At 67.9% G+C, this 18,012-nt stretch carries 15 protein-coding genes; 8 read left to right on the top strand and 7 right to left on the bottom strand.

Translation table 11 applies throughout. From position 1 onward, the window contains the following. Positions 1-5 precede the first annotated feature (5 nt). Positions 6-929 (top strand): zinc-binding alcohol dehydrogenase family protein, encoded by a 924-nt coding sequence (locus tag ACFVWG_RS36195; RefSeq protein WP_391547993.1) that lies wholly within the window; start codon positions 6-8, stop codon positions 927-929. A 313-nt stretch (positions 930-1,242) separates the two neighbouring features. Here the strand turns inward: ACFVWG_RS36195 and ACFVWG_RS36190 are convergent, their stop codons facing one another. Next, the gene (locus ACFVWG_RS36190; RefSeq protein WP_391547992.1) at positions 1,243-1,905 is read right to left on the bottom strand and encodes an HAD family hydrolase; all 663 of its coding nucleotides are present in this window, start codon (positions 1,903-1,905) and stop codon (positions 1,243-1,245) included. A gap of 70 nt (positions 1,906-1,975) precedes the next feature. Between ACFVWG_RS36190 and ACFVWG_RS36185 the strand changes: the two genes are divergently transcribed. Then, on the top strand, positions 1,976-2,860 hold the full coding sequence (locus ACFVWG_RS36185; protein ID WP_391547991.1) for an aminoglycoside phosphotransferase family protein: 885 nt from the start codon (positions 1,976-1,978) through the stop codon (positions 2,858-2,860). On the opposite strand, the gene ACFVWG_RS36180 is transcribed toward ACFVWG_RS36185, so the two are convergent. Then, positions 2,850-3,473: a TetR/AcrR family transcriptional regulator gene (locus ACFVWG_RS36180; RefSeq protein WP_391547990.1), complete on the bottom strand. Its 624-nt coding sequence runs from the start codon at positions 3,471-3,473 to the stop codon at positions 2,850-2,852. The two genes, ACFVWG_RS36185 and ACFVWG_RS36180, sit on opposite strands and share 11 nt — an antisense overlap. 101 nt (positions 3,474-3,574) lie before the next feature. Between ACFVWG_RS36180 and car the strand changes: the two genes are divergently transcribed. After that, positions 3,575-7,003, top strand: coding sequence for a carboxylic acid reductase (gene car / locus ACFVWG_RS36175; RefSeq protein WP_391547989.1), 3,429 nt, complete (start codon positions 3,575-3,577; stop codon positions 7,001-7,003). On the opposite strand, the gene ACFVWG_RS36170 is transcribed toward car, so the two are convergent. Next, on the bottom strand, positions 6,996-7,439 hold the full coding sequence (locus ACFVWG_RS36170) for an Lrp/AsnC family transcriptional regulator (RefSeq protein WP_391547988.1): 444 nt from the start codon (positions 7,437-7,439) through the stop codon (positions 6,996-6,998). The genes car and ACFVWG_RS36170 overlap by 8 nt on opposite strands. Before the next feature lie 83 nt (positions 7,440-7,522). Between ACFVWG_RS36170 and ACFVWG_RS36165 the strand changes: the two genes are divergently transcribed. From ACFVWG_RS36165 to ACFVWG_RS36150, 4 genes are read left to right on the top strand one after another with little or no spacing between them, the layout of a single operon-like run. Continuing rightward, positions 7,523-8,443 (top strand): 5'-3' exonuclease H3TH domain-containing protein, encoded by a 921-nt coding sequence (locus ACFVWG_RS36165; protein ID WP_391548036.1) that lies wholly within the window; start codon positions 7,523-7,525, stop codon positions 8,441-8,443. Then, complete coding sequence (locus tag ACFVWG_RS36160) at positions 8,440-9,639, top strand: M20 family metallopeptidase (RefSeq protein WP_391547987.1); 1,200 nt, start codon at positions 8,440-8,442, stop codon at positions 9,637-9,639. Before ACFVWG_RS36165 ends, ACFVWG_RS36160 begins: the two co-directional genes overlap by 4 nt. Before the next feature lie 49 nt (positions 9,640-9,688). Beyond that, on the top strand, positions 9,689-10,096 hold the full coding sequence (locus ACFVWG_RS36155; RefSeq protein WP_391547986.1) for an alpha/beta fold hydrolase: 408 nt from the start codon (positions 9,689-9,691) through the stop codon (positions 10,094-10,096). Next, a complete protein-coding gene (locus tag ACFVWG_RS36150) occupies positions 10,096-10,521 on the top strand; it encodes an alpha/beta fold hydrolase (RefSeq protein ID WP_391547985.1) in 426 nt (141 codons plus the stop codon). Before ACFVWG_RS36155 ends, ACFVWG_RS36150 begins: the two co-directional genes overlap by 1 nt. Positions 10,522-10,691: 170 nt before the next feature. On the opposite strand, the gene ACFVWG_RS36145 is transcribed toward ACFVWG_RS36150, so the two are convergent. Genes ACFVWG_RS36145 through ACFVWG_RS36130 form a run of 4 tightly spaced genes read right to left on the bottom strand, consistent with a single transcriptional unit; the run spans position 10,692 to position 15,923 of the window. After that, entirely contained in the window at positions 10,692-12,725 is a 2,034-nt protein-coding gene (locus tag ACFVWG_RS36145) for an ABC transporter ATP-binding protein (RefSeq protein WP_391547984.1), read from the bottom strand. Beyond that, a complete protein-coding gene (locus ACFVWG_RS36140) occupies positions 12,722-14,455 on the bottom strand; it encodes an ABC transporter ATP-binding protein (RefSeq protein WP_391547983.1) in 1,734 nt (577 codons plus the stop codon). The genes ACFVWG_RS36145 and ACFVWG_RS36140 overlap by 4 nt, the downstream gene beginning before the upstream one ends. Beyond that, the gene (locus ACFVWG_RS36135) at positions 14,455-15,123 is read right to left on the bottom strand and encodes a TetR/AcrR family transcriptional regulator (RefSeq protein WP_391547982.1); all 669 of its coding nucleotides are present in this window, start codon (positions 15,121-15,123) and stop codon (positions 14,455-14,457) included. Before ACFVWG_RS36135 ends, ACFVWG_RS36140 begins: the two co-directional genes overlap by 1 nt. A gap of 41 nt (positions 15,124-15,164) precedes the next feature. Next, complete coding sequence (locus ACFVWG_RS36130; RefSeq protein WP_391547981.1) at positions 15,165-15,923, bottom strand: TetR/AcrR family transcriptional regulator; 759 nt, start codon at positions 15,921-15,923, stop codon at positions 15,165-15,167. A gap of 166 nt (positions 15,924-16,089) precedes the next feature. Here ACFVWG_RS36130 and ACFVWG_RS36125 point away from each other — a divergent pair, with 166 nt between their 5' ends. Further along, a complete protein-coding gene (locus tag ACFVWG_RS36125) occupies positions 16,090-17,964 on the top strand; it encodes an ABC transporter ATP-binding protein (RefSeq protein ID WP_391548035.1) in 1,875 nt (624 codons plus the stop codon). The last annotated feature ends 48 nt before the right edge of the window (positions 17,965-18,012 follow it).

Below are 18,012 nucleotides of genomic sequence, written 5' to 3'. Positions count from 1 at the left end.
GGCCCATGCGCAGGATCTGGCACAACGAACACGGCGGCCCGTCGGTACTGCAGGTGGAGGAGGCTGACGTCCCGTCGCCGGCTGACGGTGAGGTGCTGGTCGAGGTCGAGGCGGTCGGGGTCACTCTGCCCGGCCTGCTGCACCTTCGCGACCTGCCGCTCCCCCAGCGCCCCGGCGGCGAACTCGCCGGGAGAATCGTTGCCCTCGGCCCCGATGTGGCCGGCTTCACGGTCGGTCAGCGGGTCACCGGGCTGACGATGAGCGGTGCCATGGCCGAGTACGCCGTCGCTCCCGCCATACTGCTGGACGTCGTACCGGACGGAGTGGATCCCGCGATCGCGTTGACGATCGTCCGCAGCGGCCTGGTCGCCCTCGCCGCGCTCCGCACCGCCAACCTCGCCGCCGGCGAGTCAGTCCTCGTCACCGCCGCGGCCGGCGGCGTCGGCCACCTGGCCGTCCAACTCGCTCGCGCCCTCGGCGCCGGCCGCGTGGTCGGCACAGTCAGCGACCCGGCCAAGGCCGACTTCGTCCGCGCCCAAGGAGCCGACGAGGTTGTCCTCAGCAACGACCTGGCCGGCACCGCACCCGTCGACATCGTCATCGAAGGCGTCGGCGGACAGGTCCTCAACGACGCGCTCGACCGCGTCGCCCCTTTCGGCCGCCTCATCACCCTGAGCGCAGCCCCCGCCCACATCGAGTCCCACACTCTCCTGACCGGCCTCCGCACCGTCACCGGCCTCTCAATGGGCCAGATCCACCGCCACCGCCCCGACCTCATCCGCGCCTGGCGAGACGACCTCTGGCAACTCCTGGCCACCAACGCCATCCACCCAGCCATAGCCGCGACCTATCCCTTGGACCAAGCCGCAGCCGCCTACGACCACCTGGCCAGCCGCACAAGCCTGGGCAAGATCGTCCTCAAGCCCTAACCCCGGCCCCCCAACGTCCGAAGGACTCGCGCACCTGGTCGGCGTGTTTTCGGACGTTAGCGGTACTCGCCCCGGTCGGGGTCGATTCGCGGTAGCTCACCGCCGCTGTGTGCTCCCCAAACCGGTTTGGGGAGGGTTTGCTCCTGCGGACGGACCATCTGGGGAGGATTCACCGCCCGAACCGGTCGGGGATCCTCCCCAGACCGGCCCGGCGCGGCGGACCCATCGCGTAACGTCCGAAGGATCGCCGACCAGGTGCGCGAGTCCTTCGGACGTTAGGTCGCGGACAGCTGGCGAGATCGCGTCGCGCGGTTCAGATCAGGAGAGCGGGGAGTTCGGCGAAGGTGTTGATGGTGTCGCCGGGCCAGGCGGGGTGGCTGTTGGAGTGCTCGAGGGTGCGGATGGCGTGCATGCCCAGGGAGGCGGCGGCGGGGAGTTCGTTGTCGTGGCCGTCACCCACGTAGACGCAGTCGGACGGGGTGACGCCGAGGGCGCCGCAGGCGGCGAGGTAGATAGCGGGCTCGGGCTTGGCGACGCCCAACTCAGACGAGAAGGCAGTCGTGTCGAAGTACGGGGCCAGCGGGCTGTCACGCCATTGGAGCTGGGTTTCGGTGGTGATGTTGCTGATGAGACCGATCCGCCAGCCGTCGGCGCGGAGCTTGGCGAGGGTACCGAGGGTCGCCGAGGGCGGGGCGAACAGGAGGCGGCGGGTGAGGGCGCGACGGAGATTGGTTGCCTCCAGCACCTCTTCGTCCGTGGGCTCGCCGCCGGCGCGCTCCGCGATCACGCGCACGGTGGTCTCCAGATCGCCGTACACGCCGGTGAACCGCTCGTAGGCCGCGGCGTCGAACTCACGCACGAAGCGGGCGGTGTCGACTCCGAGCAGCCGTGCCATGGTCTCGTTCAGCACACTCCGCTCGGCATCTCCACCGGGAATCAACGTGCTGAACAAGTCACTCAGGAGCACTCGACGCATCCCCAGACCCTACGTCACCCTCGGCACCAAGGCGCTGGAAATGGTGCGGCGTGGACAGTAGCCTCGCGCTGTGCGGTGGTTGGAAGCCGGTACGCCGGAAGCCGTGTCCGCGGCGTTACGGCTGGTCGCCCCGGAGCTCGGTGACAAGCCGATCGTGTTCCGGGCTGGGCGGGTTGAGGCCGATCCGGTGTGGTGGTCGGCGAGTGCTGTGGTCGGTAGGCGGTTCGTGGTGAAGTTCGCCTGGTCGGAGCCGGCCGCACTCAGGCTGGCCCACGAGATCGCGGTGCTGGCGTCGTTGCAGATTCCGTTCCTGCCCGAGGTGGTCGCGAGCAGCACTGATCCGGTGCTGCTGGTGACCGCACTGGTGCCGGGTGCGACGTTGTTCGACGTCGTGGACTCCATCGATCGCGCGGACGCGGGTCGGCAGCTCGCGCAGTTCCTCGCTGCATTGCATGGGTCCTCGATCGAGAATCCGCCTCCGGCTGCGTTGCCGCCGGCCACCGCTGAGATCATCAGAGAGCGGTTCCCCACTTGGGTGCGCCCGGACCAGCGTTCCGCCGTACGGCGATGGTGTGACTGGGCGGACGACGTACTGGCCACACCGCAACCGCAGGTGCTCGTGCACGGCGATCTGCACGGTGGCAACCAGGTCTGGTACGACGGTCAGCTCCGTGTGGTCGTCGACTTCGAGACTGTTGGTCTGGCCGACCCCGAGTACGACCTCCGTCTCTTCCCCAGCACCGGCCCACGCCTCGAAGTCCTGGCCAGCACCCTCTGGCACTACACGGGTCGCCCTCTGAACGTCGGCCGCATCATGGCGTGGCATGTGCGCACAGTCCTCGGCGACGCGCTCTGGCGTAGCGAAGCGGGAGTGCCGCTGCCTGACCACCGCACCCCCGAAGCGTGGGTGGACGACCTCACCCAGCGATTCAGTGCGCTGAGGATCAGGCCGTAGGGGCGATGAGGATCTTCAGGGCGTGGGCGACTGATTCGAGGGAGCTGCGGTCGCGGGTGGCGAGGGTGACGACGAAGGCGCCTTGGATCAGGGCGAGGACGACGTCGGCGAGTTCGGCGGCGGGCTGGTCGGTGCGGACGTCGCCGCGCTCGCGGCCGCGCTCGAACAGGACGGTGAGGCGTTGCTTCCAGACGTCGAGGTCCAGGCTGAGCTGGTCGCGGAACTGATCGTTGCTGACGGCAACTTCGGTGGCGAGCTTGCCGATCAGGCAGGCGCGCCGGTACCCGGACTCGACGAGCATGCCGGTCAGTTCACCGAAGTACCCGGTGAGAGCGTCGGCCGTGCTGAGACCGGGGGTCGCGCTCCACCGATCGATCCGCTCCAGCTGGCGGCTCGTGTAGCCGCGCAGCAGCTCGGCGGCGAAGGCTTCCTTGGAGCCGAAGTGGTGGTAGAAGGACCCCTTCGGGACGCCGGAGCTGGTCAGGATCCCGTCCACGGTGGTGCCGTGGAAGCCGCGGGCGTAGAGCTGCGCCAGCCCCTCGCGCAGCAGCCGGTCGCGATGCGTCTCGACAGGGCGGTCCGCACTGCCCGTTCGGCCTTCGGTGGCGATCATCACATCACCCTAAAGACGCTTGACGGAATCGTCTAGACGATGTCGTCTAGTAACGGTGAGCAACTGAACCACCACGCGCTGCCCCCGAGAGGACCCCACCGATGCCGATCGTGCCCGCCGTCCGTACCGACCGTCAGGACCAGCTCCTCGCCGCGTTGTACGACACCGACCCGGAGATCCGCGCCGCGCGCCCGCTCGCCGAGGTCACCGAGGCCGTCCATCGGCCGGGGCTGCCGCTGGTCGATCTCGTGCGGACGCTGATGACGTCGTACGCCGATCGGCCCGCGGTCGGCGAGCGGGCACGAACACTGGTGACCGACCCGGCGACCGGCCAGGCGTCCTTGGAGCTGGAGCCTCGCTTCGAGACGATCACTTACGGCGAGCTCTGGGAGCGCGCCGGCGCGCTCGCCGCCGAATGGCATTCCCAGCAGGTCAAGGCCGGCGACTTCGTGGGCATCATCGGTACCGGCAGCATCGATTTCACCGTCGTCGACCTCGCCGTCCTGCGGCTGGGCGCGGTCTCCGTGCCGTTGCAGACCGGCGCCACCATCGCCAATCTCACGCCGATCATCGCCGAGACCGAACAGCGCGTCCTGGCCACCAGTGCCGCCATGCTGGAGACCGCAGTCGAGTGCGCACTAGCCGGTACGACGGTGCGCCGCGTGATCGTGTTCGACTACCACCCCGCGGTGGACACTGGCGTCGACGCCGCGCGCACCCGCCTCGCAACCGCCGGAATCACGCTCGAGCCGCTAACCGAACTACTCGACCGCGGGCGCGAAACCGAGGCCGCACCGGACTTCAGCGCCCCGATCGACGACGACCACACCGCACTGCTGCTCTACACGTCCGGCAGCACCGGCACGCCCAAAGGCGCGATCTACACCGACCGGATGGTCGCGAACGCCTGGCTCGACGCCCTTCCGCGATACGCCGACCTCCCGCGAATCAGCCTCAACTACCTGCCGCTGAGCCACATGATGGGTCGCATCGGCCTCTACACCACCTTCTCGGCCGGAGGCACGGCGTACTTCACGGCGTCGGCCGACATGTCCACGTTCTTCGAGGACCTCGAGCTGGCCGGCCCGACCGAGCTGATCCTGGTCCCCCGGGTCTGCGACACCCTGTTCCAGCACTACACGAATCAGCTACACCACTCCGGTGACGCAGCCCGGGTGAAGGCCGAGATGCGCGAGCACCTGCTCGGTGGTCGCGTGGTGTGGGCCAGCACCGGGTCCGCACCAATGAGTGCCGAGATGTCCGAGTTCATGGATTCCCTGCTCGGCGTACCGCTGCGCGATGTGTACGGATCCACCGAGGCTGCCTGTGTACTCCAGGACAGTAAGGTCCTGCGGCCGTGGGTGCACGACGTACGGCTTGAAGACGTTCCGGAGCTCGGGTACTTCACTACCGATACTCCGCATCCCCGCGGCGAGCTGCTGGTCAAGACCGAGTACCTCTTCCCCGGCTATTACCAGCGACCCGACATCACCGCCGAGGTGATCGATGCCGAGGGCTACTACCACACCGGCGACATCATGGCCCGGGTCGGCGAAGACCGCTACGTGTACGTCGATCGCCGCTCGAACGTGCTCAAGTTGGCCCAGGGTGAGTTCGTCGCGGTGTCCAGGCTCGAGGCCTTGTTCGTCGCGAGCCCGCTGATCCGGCAGATCTTTGTCTACGGCAACAGTGCGCGCTCTTATCTGCTGGCTGTCGTCGTCCCGACCCAAAGCGACGTACCGGATCTGGAGACCGCATTGCGCGCCTCGATCCGGCAGCTCGCCGACGAGGCCGGGCTCAACGCCTACGAGATTCCCCGCGACTTCATCATCGAGACCGAGCCGTTCAGCACGGACAACGGCCTGCTCAGCGGCGTCCGCAAACTCATCCGCCCCAAACTCAAGGCCCGGTACGGCGATCAGCTCGAGCGACTGTACGCCGAACTAGCGACCGCGGAGGCGGGTGAGCTGGACGCCCTGCGCGAGGCCGGCTCGAACCAGCCGGCCCTGGAGGCGGTGCAGCGCGCGGCCCGCGCCGTACTGAATCTGACTGGTTCTGTCGCACCGGACACCCGGTTCGCCGACATCGGTGGCGACTCCCTGTCTGCCCTGACGTTGTCGAGCCTGCTGCAGGAGATCTTCGAGGTCGACGTACCGGTCAACCTGGTGGTCAGTCCGGCAACAACCCTGCGCGACCTGGCCGAACACATCGAGAAGACCCAGCAGTTCGGCGCCGCTCGCCCGACCGCGTCGACCGTTCACGGTGCCGGCGCCACGGTGGTCCGCGCGGCCGATCTGAAGCTGGACACCTTCATCGACCCGGTCATCCTTCATGCCCGGAGGCAGGAGCCGGCCGACGCCGTACGGACGGTGTTGCTGACCGGCGCGAACGGCTATCTCGGCCGCTTCCTGTGCCTGGACTGGCTGGAGCGACTGGCGGAGCGCGACGGCACTCTGATCTGCGTGGTCCGCGGCCGCGACGCCGACGCTGCGCGGGCACGCCTGACGGAGGTCTTCGACAGTGGCGACCCGGAGCTGCTTCGCCGCTTCCACGAGCTGGCTGCCGACCATCTCGAAGTGCTGGCCGGTGACCTCGCCCAGCCCGACTTCGGCCTCGACCAGCCGACCTGGGATCGCCTCACCAGCACGGTCGACCTGATCGTGCACCCGGCCGCACTGGTCAACCACGTGCTGCCCTACGACCAGCAGTTCGGTCCCAACGTCGTCGGCACCGCCGAGGTGATCCGGCTGGCACTGACCGACCGAATCAAGCCGGTGACCTTCCTGTCCACAATCGCCGTACTGATGGCGGACGTCAGCACCACGGACGAGGCCGCCGACATCAGGATCAGCAGCCCGGAGCGCCACCTCAACGACGGCTACGCCAACGGGTACGGCGCGAGCAAGTGGGCTGGCGAGGTCCTGCTGCGCGAGGCCAGTGAGCGCTATGGCCTACCGGTCGCGGTCTTCCGGTCGGACCTGATCCTCGCGCACAGCCGGTACGCCGGTCAGGTGAACGTCCCCGACATGTTCACCCGGCTGCTGTTCAGCCTGGTCGTCACCGGGATCGCGCCTGGCTCGTTCTACGCGTCACACCCCGAGCGTGCGCACTACGACGGCCTGCCCGTGGACTTCACCGCCGAGGCGATCACCACGATCGGCGAGCAGACCGGTCAGGGCTTCAGCACCTACAACACCCTCAACCCGCACGACGACGGCATCTCCTTGGACACCATCGTCGACTGGCTGGTCGAAGCCGGCGTCTCGATCAGCCGGGTCCCTGACTACCGCGCCTGGTTCACCCGGTTCGAGGGGAAGCTCCGCGCGCTACCGGACCAGGAGAAGCAACACTCGCTGCTCCCCCTGCTGCACGCCTTCCAGGACCCAGCACCCTCGGTCCCCGGCGGCGCCGTACCGGCTACCGAGTTCGAGACCGCCGTACAGGACGCCAAGCTCGACCTTCCGCATCTGTCGGCGGAGTTGATCGCGAAGTACGTCGCAGACCTGCGACTGCTCAACCTGCTCAGCTGAGCGCGGGCGGGCGGTGCTCGTACGGCGTGCTGAGGACGATCGTGGTCGTGGTGGAGACGTTGGCGCGGGCGCGGATCACGGCCAGGAGGTTCTCCAGCGCGCCGGGTGAGGCGACCCGGACGATCAGGATGTAGCTGGAGTCACCGGCCACGGAGTAGCAGGACTCGATCTCGGGGACGTCGCGCAGGCGTTCGGGCGAGTCGTCGGGCTGGGAGGGGTCGATCGGGCGGATCGAGATCAGCGCGGACAGCGGGAGGTCGAGGGCGGTGTGGTCGATCAGCGCGGCGTACCCCAGGATGATGCCGCGCTGCTCGAGGCGCTTCACCCGCTGGTGCACCGCCGAGGTGGACAGGCCGGTGGCCTTGCCCAGGTCGGTGAAACTCATCCTGCCGTCGGCCGCGAGCAGGCCGACGATCTTGCGGTCCAGGTCCTCCATCCTGGAGACCCTACTGCCGTGGGACCCCGGCATGAAAGCATCCCCTCATGGCTGAGATGGATCTTGGGACCGGACAGCGGCTGATGCTGCTCGACACCGCGTCGTTGTACTTCCGGGCGTTCTTCGGCGTACCGGACACGATGAAGGCCGCCGACGGTACGCCGACGAACGCGATCCGCGGGCTGCTCGACTTCATCGCCCGCCTGGTCGAGAACCACCGGCCGACCCATCTGGTCGCGTGCTGGGACGACAACTGGCGGCCGTCCTGGCGGGTCGCGCTGATCCCGTCGTACAAGGCGCAGCGGGTCGAGTACGTGTCGCCGAAGGGCGACCAGGTCGAGGACGTGCCGGACCGGCTCGAGGTGCAGGTGCCGTACATCCGCGCCTGCCTGGACGCGCTCGGCATCGCGATCGTGGGTGCGGCCGATCACGAGGCCGACGATGTGATCGGCACGCTGTCGCACCAGGCGACCATGCCGGTCGACGTCGTCACCGGTGACCGGGACCTGTTCCAGCTGATCGACGACAGCCGCCGCATCCGCATCATCTACACCGCGGCCAAGGGCGTCGGCCGTGCGGACGTGTACGACGAGAAGGCGCTGCTCGCGAAGTATGAGATCCCCGCGAACCGGTACGCCGACTTCGCTACCCTGCGCGGTGACGCCTCCGACGGCCTGCCCGGCGTCAAGGGGGTCGGCGAGAAGACCGCCGCCTCACTGATTACGTCGTACGGCGATCTGGACAGCATCCGCGCGGCTGCCGCCGATCCCAGTACGCCGATGGCCGCCGGGGTGAAACGGAAGATCCTCGACGCGGCCGACTATCTGGACGTCGCGCCGAAGGTGGTCGCGGTCGCCAAGGACGCGCCGGTCACGATCGCCAACTTCCAGATGCCGCAGCAGGTGCACGACCCGGAGAAATGGCTCGACCTGGTCGAACTGCTTGAGCTCGGCAGCAGCGCTCAGCGGGTCATGAACGCCCTCAACCTCGGACCGCGGTCATGACGGCCACGCAGGATCTCGCCCGCGGTTTCGGCGACGAGATCATCGCGCTCCGGCGCGCCCTGCACCAGGTCCCCGAGTACGACCTGGAGCTGCCCAAGTCCCAGCGCCTGATCCTCGACGCGCTCGCCGGTCTGCCGCTGGAGATCACGCTGGGCAAGGAGCTGTCCTCTGTGACCGCCGTACTGCGTGGTGGCGGCGGGCCTGGTCCGGTCGTTCTGCTGCGCGGCGACATGGACGCGCTGCCGGTGACCGAGCGCGTCGACGTACCGTACGTGTCGCAGCATCCCGGCATGATGCATGCCTGCGGCCACGACCTGCATGTGGCCGGCCTGGTCGGTGCGGCCAAGATCCTGTCCGCGCTGCAGGCCACGTTGACCGGTGACGTGGTCTTCATGTTCCAGCCCGGCGAGGAGACCACCGGCGGCGCGCCGATCATGATCCGCGAGGGCGTGCTCGAAGCCGCGGGCCGCCGGGCGGACGCCGCCTACGGTCTGCACGTCGGCTCCGCCGTCCAGCCGCTGGGGATGTGGAGCAGCCGGCCCGGTCCCTTCATGGCCGCGGCCGATCAGCTCTCGGTGCGCGTCGTCGGCGCCGGCACGCACGGGTCGACACCGTTCCGTGGCAAGGACCCGATCCCGGTCGCCTGCGAGATGGTGACCGCTTTGCAGACGATGATCACGCGGCAGTTCGACGTGTTCGACCCGGTCGTGCTGACCGTCGGCCGGATCGCCGGTGGCACCAAGGAGAACATCATCCCGGACGACGCGTTCTTCGACGCGACTGTCCGGACGTTCTCCGAGGAGACCCGGGCCAAGGTCCAGCAGGCGTCAACGCAGCTGGTCGAGGCGATGGCGGCCGCCCACGGTCTGGTCGCCGAGGTCGCGTACCGCATCGGCTACCCGGTCACCGTCAACAACCCTGACGAGTTCGCCTTCGCCCGCGACACCATCGTCGATCTCTTCGGTGCCGATCGCTTCCGCGAGCGCGCCAACCCGCGCTGCGGCTCCGAGGACATGTCCTACGTCCTGAACGAGGTCCCGGGCGTCTACCTCAACCTCAGCGCCTGCCGTGCCGCCGACCCCGACAAGGCCGCCGACAACCACTCCCCCTTGGCCGACTTCGACGACTCCGTCCTCCCCGACGCCGCCGCCCTCCTGGCCGAACTCGCCGTACGGCGCCTGTCCCGCGGCATCTAGGGAATCTTCCCGATGTGCGCATGCCCCGGCGAGCGAGAAACTCCGGGGCATGCGCGGACACTATGTCGACGTCCCTGACGGGTACCTCTACTACGAACAGCACGGCGACGGCGGTCTCGACGTCGTCCTCCTGAACGGCGGCCTGGCCGACACCCGGATGTGGGGTCCGACCGTCGCCTGGCTCGCGAAGTTCGCCCGCGTCACCACCTGGGACTATCGCGACAACGGTCTGTCGTCCCCGTCGTTCAGCCCGTACGACGAGATCGCGGACCTGCTCGCCGTACTGGACGCGGCCGGTATCTCCCGGGCGGTCCTGGTCGGTTCATCGGACGGCGGCCGCCGGGCACTGGCTTTCGCGCACCGCCATCCCAAGCGGGTCTCCAAGGTCTGCGCGCTGGCCCCGTCCTTCGGCGAGTTCCCCGATCCGTCGCCGGTCGAGGAGGCGCTCGCGTCGTGATGCGCGCGCATTTCGCCGAGATCGCGGACCTCCTCGAGACCGAAGGCATCCCGGCGGCGGCAGCTCACGACATCGACGGCTGGTGCCCACAGGTCGCCGAGGCCGACCGCCGGCTCCTGACCGGGCTCGCCGTCGCCAACGCCCGCGTGCTGACCATGCCCGAGGCCCACGGCCAAGAACTCGACCCGCCGATCAAGACCCGGTTCGCCGAACTCGCCGTACCGGTGCACGTCCTCGTCGGCAGACACGACTTCCAAGGCACCCAGCTCTGGGCCCAACGCCTAGCCGCCGAAGCGCCCGACACGACGCTGTCGGTGCTCCCCCACGCCGACCACATGCCCATGTACTCGGCCCCCGCCGCGTTCCGGGAATGGCTGACCCATCACGCCAGCGCCGCATCAAGCCAAGCCATGACCGCCTGGTAGTCGACGCTGACCGACATCGAGATCTCGACCCGTCGGGACTCCAGCGGGAATCCCCGGGGCAGATCCCGGGGGTGTGCACTGGCTGCGGGGGCCTTGAACAAGTTATGCCTTGTTCAAGGCACCCATTTCCTGTCCACACCCCCAACAACTGCGGGCCAGTTATCTACAGGTCAGCTGCGGAGGACCGGTGCTCCTCCGGGGCCGACGGCTACAGCTTCGGCGTCGATGTCCGCTACCGCGCCGCTGAACTGGGCGTTGTAGAGGTTGGCGTAGGCACCGTCGAGGGCGAGCAGCTCTCGGTGGTTGCCCTGTTCGACGATGGCGCCGTTCTCCATCACCAGGATCAGGTTCGCATCCCGGATGGTGGAGAGCCGGTGGGCGATGACGAAGCTGGTGCGATCGGACCGGAGTGCGGCCATGGCGCGCTGGACCAGGACCTCGGTGCGGGTGTCGACCGAGCTGGTCGCTTCGTCGAGGATCAGCAACTGCGGGTCGGCCAGGAACGCGCGGGCGATGGTGAGGAGCTGCTTCTCACCGGCGCTGACGTTGCTGCCTTCCTCGTCGATGACCGTGTCGTAGCCGTCGGGCAGGCTGTGCACGAAGCGGTCCACGTACGTCGCCTTGGCCGCGGCCAGCATGTCTTCCTCGGTAGCGTTCAGGTTGCCGTAGAGGATGTTGTCGCGGATGGTGCCGCCGAACAGCCAGGTGTCCTGCAGGACCATCCCGATCCGCGAGCGCAGGTCGTGGCGGGTCAGCTCGGTGATGTCGATACCGTCGAGCGTGATCCGGCCGCCGTTGAGCTCGTAGAACCGCATGATCAGGTTGACCAGGGTGGTCTTGCCGGCGCCGGTCGGGCCGACGATCGCGACCGTCATCCCGGGTTCGGCGACCAGGCTCAGGTCGGTGATCAGCGGCTTGTCCGGGTTGTACGAGAACGACACGTGCTCGAACTCGACCCGGCCCCGGGCCTGCGTGACGGTCTCCGGGGTGGCGTCGTCCGGCACCTGCTCCTCGGCGTCGAGGACCTCGAAGACCCGCTCGGCCGACGCGACACCCGACTGCAGCAGGTTCGCCATCGAGGCGACCTGGGTGAGCGGCTGGGTGAACTGGCGCGAGTACTGGATGAACGCCTGCACGTCACCCAGCGACAACTGACCGGAGGCGACCCGCAGACCACCGACGACCGCGATCACCACGTAGTTCAGGTTCCCGACGAACATCATCAGCGGCATGATCAGGCCCGAGATGAACTGGGCCCCGAACGCGGCCTGGTATAGCTCCTCGTTCTTCTTCGCGAACGACGCCTCGATCTCCTTCTGCCGGCCGAACACCTTCACCAGCTCGTGCCCGGTGAACGCCTCCTCGATCTGGCCGTTCAGCGCGCCGGTGTGCCGCCACTGGGCGACGAACCTGGCCTGCGACCGCTTGGCGATCAAGGCCGTCACGATCATCGAGATCGGGATCGACACCAGTGCGATCAGCGCCAGCAACGGCGAGACCACGAACATCATCGTCAGTACGCCGATCACCGTGAGCAGCGAGGTGAGCAACTGGCTCAGCGTCTGCTGCAGGCTGGTCGAGATGTTGTCGATGTCGTTGGTGACCCGGCTCAGCAGTTCACCGCGCGGCGCACCGTCGAAGTAGCTCAGCGGCAGCCGGTTCAGCTTGTCCTCGACCTCGGACCGCAGGCTGAACACAGTCCGCTGGACGACGCCGTTCAGGATGTAGCCCTGCATCCAGGACAGGAAGAAAGAGCCGACGTACAGGGCCAGCACCAGCATCAGAACGTTGCGCAAGGCATCGAAATCGATACCGGCGCCGGGGACCAGGTCGATCCCCTGCAACAGGTCGGCGAGCCGGCCGTTGCCCGAGGCGCGGGTCTGCTCGATGATCTGCTGCTTGGTCATGGTGTTCGGGAACTTCTTGCCGATGAAGCCGGCGAAGATGATGTCGGTGACCCGGCCGAGGATCTTCGGGCCCAGCACCGACAGGCCGACACTGCAGATCGCCAGTACGACGACGACCGACACCTGCACCCGCTGCGGGCGCAGCCGCTTGAGCAGCCGCTTGGCCGACGGACCGAAGTTCATCGACTTGTCCCCCGGGATCCCTCCCGGAGGCCCGAACGCCCGGCCCGTGGTCGGCCGCTCCGTGGCCTTGACCGTCTTCGGCTCCCCCTCGGGGACAGCGTTTTCCTCACTCATGCTGCCTCCTCCGCAGAACGCTGGGACTCGACGATCTCGACGTACGTCGGACAGGTGTCGAGCAACTCGTCGTGCCGGCCCTGGCCGACGATCGCGCCGTCCTCGATCACGATGATCTGGTCGGCATCCACGATCGTGGACACCCGCTGGGCAACGATCACCACACACGCCTCGCGCGTCACCGGCCGCAGCGCCGCCCGCAGGCGGGCGTCCGTGGCCAGGTCGAGCGCCGAGAACGAGTCGTCGAACAGGTAGATCTCCGGTTTGCGGACCAGCGCCCGAGCGATCGCCAGCCGTTGCCGCTGACCGCCGGACACGTTCGTGCCGCCCTGCGCGATCGGCGACTCCAGCCCCTGCGCCATCGACTCGACGAAGTCCTTGCCCTGGGCAATCTCCAGCGCCGTCCAGAGCTCCTCGTCGGTGGCCTCGGGATTGCCGTAGCGCAGGTTGCTCGCCACCGTCCCAGAGAACAGGTACGGACGCTGCGGCACCAGCCCGATGCGCTCCCAGAGCGCCTCCGGCTCGATGTCCCGTACATCGATCCCGTCCACCAGCACGCGTCCCTCGGTGGCGTCCATCAGGCGCGGGACCAGCGAGAGCAGCGTCGTCTTACCGGCGCCGGTGCTCCCGATGATCGCGGTCGTCTGCCCTGGCGACGCCACGAAACTGACGTCGCGCAAGACCGGCTCAGCAGCACCCGGGAACGAGAACGACGCGTTCTCGAAGACCAGCTGCCCCTGACCGGTGAACTCCGTGATCGGGCTGAGCGGCACCACCACCGACGAGTCGGTGTAGAGCACCTCGGTGATCCGGTCCGCACAGACGGTAGCGCGCGGCACCATGATCATCACGAACGTCGCCATCATCACCGAGAACAGGATCTGGATCAGGTAGCTCAGGAAGGCGGTCAGTTCACCGACCTCCATCGCCCCGCTCTCCACGCGGGAGGCGCCGAACCACAGCACCGCGACGCTGGACAGGTTCAGGATCAGCATCACGACAGGGAAGATCAGCGCCATCAGCCGGCCGGCCCGGATCGCGGAGTCGGTCAGGTCACCGTTCGCCGTACCGAAGCGTTCGGTCTCGTGCGGTTCGCGGACGAACGCGCGGACGACCCGGATGCCGGTGATCTGCTCACGCAGCACGCGGTTCACGCCGTCGACGTACTTCTGCATCCGCTGGAACTGCGGCACCATCCGGCTCGCGATCAGGCCGATACAGACTGCCAGCAGCGGGACCGCGACAGCGACCAGCCAGGACAGGCCGGCGTCCTCACGGACGGCCATGAAGATGCCGCCGATCATCGTGATCGGCGCGGCGACCAGCATCGTGCAGGTGGTGACGACCAGCATCTGCACCTGGGTGACGTCGTTAGTGCTGCGCGAGATCAGCGTCGGGGCACCGAACTGGTTCACCTCACGGGCGGAGAACTCGCCGACCTTGTGGAACACCGCGGCGCGCACGTCGCGACCGAACAGCGCCGCGGTCTTGGCCCCGAAGAACACCGCGACGACCGTGCAGAGAATCTGCACCAGGCTGACGCCGAGCATCCAGCTGCCGGTCTGCAGGATGTAACCGGTGTCCCCGGTCACGACGCCCTTGTCGATGATGTCGGCGTTGAGGCTGGGGAGGTAGAGGGAGGCGATCGTCCCGACCAGCTGCAGGACGACCACCAGGGTCAGGTTTCCCGCGTACGGACGCAGGTGCGTACGCAAGAGTCGAACTAACATCAATCATCCCCTGGGTGGTGTGACTGGCGACCGCCGAGTGCGAATTCGGCGATCTCCTCGGTGACCGATGACTGACCTGTTGCGTTCCTGCGGACACCGTCGAGGGCGAAGTCGACGATCTCCTCGGCAGTCAGTGCGTGGCCATCGGAAATCATTGGGTGGGTCGCGGAGAACGTGATCATCCGCAGCCGGTGCACGACCTCCTCGGGCGAGAAGCGCAGCTGGTCGGCATCCGGGCGCAGCAGGTCTGCGTACGCCAGGTTCACCAGGTCGCCCTGACGCTTGCGCCGGGCCTGGTCCAGCGCTGTGGACTTCAGCTCCGGCGGCCGGGCGACGCGCATCGCGAACATCAGCCGGAACACCCCGCGCAGCCGCTGCTGGCTGACGTCGACCATCGCCACCATGCGCTCGCGCAGCGGCAGCGAGCTGTCGACGGCGGTGAGCTCGGTCAGCAGGTAGCTGGGGTCGAAGGCCTTCGCGAGCGCGGCGTCGATGAGGGCGTCCTTGCTGCCGAAGGCGCGGAAGATCGTCCCCTCGGCGATTCCCGCCGCGTCGGCGATCTGCTTGGTGCTCACATCCGCGCCGAACTCCTCGAGCAACGGCAACGCGGCCGCGACGATGGCTGCGCGCCGTTCGTCGGGTGGCATGGGAGTGGCTCGTGGGGTCACGCGTCGAGACTAACTGAGTGAGTACTCACTCACAACTGTATTTACCGGCGATCCCGCACCAGAGTCGCGATCCCGTCGAGCAGCCTGGCCAGTCCGTACTCGAAGGCGTAATCGGAGTCGTACGGCGCGTCGAACTCCTCGCCGACGGTACTCCCGACGCGGGTCGACAGAGGGAAGCTCTCGACATCGGCGATCCGGTCCAGATGCGGCACATGGGCCAGCCACCACTCCTTGTCGGTCATCCCCGAATGCTGGATGACCTGCCGCGCCTCCACAGCCGCCCGTACGGCGCCGTGCACGTAACCGTTGACGAGGGCGACCGTGGCGTCCATCTCGACGTCGGTCAGCCCGATCCCTTCGATCGCGGCCAACTCGTACTCGTACTTCGCCATCACGTGCGGACCGAGCGGCGGGCGACTCACCGCCACCTGCAGCATCCAGGCATGTCGCAGGTAGAGCTCCCGGTTCTCCCGAGCCACCTCATCCAGCTTCGCCCGCCAATCCCCCGGTACGACGCGACGCGGCAGCTCGCCGTACACGGTGTCGAGCATGACGTCGAGAAGCTCGGCCTTTCCGGGGATGTAGCGGTAGAGCGTCATCGCACCGGCACCGACCTCGTCGGCGACCCGGCGCATCGACATCGCGCCGATCCCCTCCGCGTCGGCGATCCGGAGCGCCGCCTCGACGATGCCTTCGACGGTCAGCGCCGGCTTCGGGCCCCGGGTCGGCTGCTTCTGCTTGCGCCAGAGCAGCTCGAGGCTCTTCGCCGGGTCCCCGCTACCGCTGTACTCCTGCGTCATGTGCGCGATTCTGCCGGATCGGATATTCTTCGTACACTGTACCCAGTTCGATCGGGGATTGACCTCAAGCTGTGTCGAGGTTCTACGGTCGGAAACTGTCGGTGAGGTAGGGAATCATCGACTCACCCGATCGACCGACGCCGTGGAGCCAGCTGTGAGTATGGAAATGACCGCGTGGAACTCGCTGTACCACGCGATGCACGCCTCAGACGACAGACGCCCGTTCTCGAAGGCGACCCTGCTCCGGATCCTCGCGTTCGCGCGCCCGCACAAACGCCAGCTGATCTCGTTCCTCATCCTCAGCATCGGCGCGGCCGTGCTCGCCGTGGCCACGCCGGTGCTGGCCGGCCGCGTGGTCGACGCCATCGTCGGCAACAAGGCCGTCGAGATCGTCGTGCGCCTGGCCGTGCTGATCGCGGTGATCGCGGTCGCGGAGGCCGGCATCAGCATGCTCACCCGGTGGCTGTCGGCCCGGATCGGGGAAGGGCTCATCCTCGACCTGCGGACCGCGGTCTTCGACCACATCCAGCGGATGCCGATCGCCTTCTTCACCCGCACCCGCACCGGCGCGCTGGTCTCCCGGCTGAACAACGACGTGATCGGCGCGCAGCGCGCGTTCAGCGACACGTTGTCCGGCGTGGTGAGCAACCTCGTGATGCTCGCCCTGACGCTGGTGGTGATGCTGCGCGTGTCCTGGCAGATCACGCTCCTCGCGCTGGTGATCCTACCGATCTTCGTGATTCCGGCCCGGCGGGTCGGGCGACGGCTGGCCGCGCTCGAGCGCGAGGCCGCCAACTACAACGCGACGATGAGCACGCAGATGACCGAGCGGTTCTCCGCGCCCGGCGCGACGCTGGTGAAGCTCTTCGGCCGCCCGGCGCGCGAGTCGGCCGAGTTCGCCACGCGGGCCCGGCGGGTGCGCGACATCGGTGTCCGGACGGCGATGGTGCAATGGATCTTCGTCACCTCGCTGACCCTGGTGTCGGCACTGGCGCTTGCCGTGGTCTACGGCCTCGGCGGGTTCTACGCCCTGCGTGACCAGCTCGACGCCGGCGCCGTCGTCTCGATGGCGCTCCTGCTCACGCGTCTCTACGCGCCGCTCACTGCGCTGGCGAGTGCGCGGCTCGAGGTGATGACCGCGCTGGTCAGCTTCGAGCGGGTCTTCGAGGTCCTCGACCTCAAGCCGCTCATCCAGGACAAGCCCGACGCGGGCACCGTGCCGGCCGGACCGGTCTCGGTCGAGTTCACCAACGTCCGCTTCGCCTACCCATCGGCCGACAAAGTCTCACTGGCCTCGCTCGAGGAGGTTGCGAAGCTCGACACGCGCGGCGGAGTCGAGGTCCTGCACGACATGTCGTTCCGGGCCGAGGCTGGACAGATGGTCGCGCTCGTCGGTTCCTCCGGTGCCGGCAAGTCCACGATCGCCCAGCTCATCCCCCGGCTGTACGACGTCGACTCGGGCTCGGTGCAGCTCGCGGGCATCGACGTACGGGATGTATCGGCCGAATCGCTGCGGGAAACGCTCGGCATGGTCACGCAGGACGGCCACCTGTTCCACGACTCGATCCGGGAGAACTTGCTGCTCGCCCGGCCCGAGGCGACTGAAGACGAGCTGTGGGATTCACTGCGCCGCGCCCGGCTCGAGGACCTGATCCGGTCGCTGCCGGATAACCTCGACACGGTCGTCGGCGAGCGTGGCTACCGGCTGTCCGGTGGTGAGCGGCAGCGACTGACGATCGCGCGCCTGCTGCTGGCTCAACCGCGCGTCGTCATCCTCGACGAAGCAACCGCCGCGCTGGACTCGACCAACGAGGCGGCCGTGCAGGCTGCACTCACCGAAGCGCTTGCCGGCCGTACGGCGGTTGTCATCGCGCACCGGCTCTCCACCATCCGCGCCGCCGACCAGATCCTCGTGATCGAGGACGGCCGCATCGTCGAGCAGGGCACGCACACCGCCCTGCTCGCGGCCGAGGGTCGCTACGAAGAGCTCTACCGCACACAGTTCGCCGACCCGGCTGAGGTCGAGGTGGTCACGGCCTGAGCGAACTGTGGTGACGGGGACTGATCGGTCGGGACTGTTGGGGAGTTC

Source organism: Kribbella sp. NPDC058245 (assembly GCF_042882005.1).
Classification (GTDB): Bacteria; Actinomycetota; Actinomycetes; order Propionibacteriales; family Kribbellaceae; genus Kribbella.
Note: the sequence above shows the minus strand (reverse complement) of the source record. Positions and strands in the feature narration are given on the sequence as shown.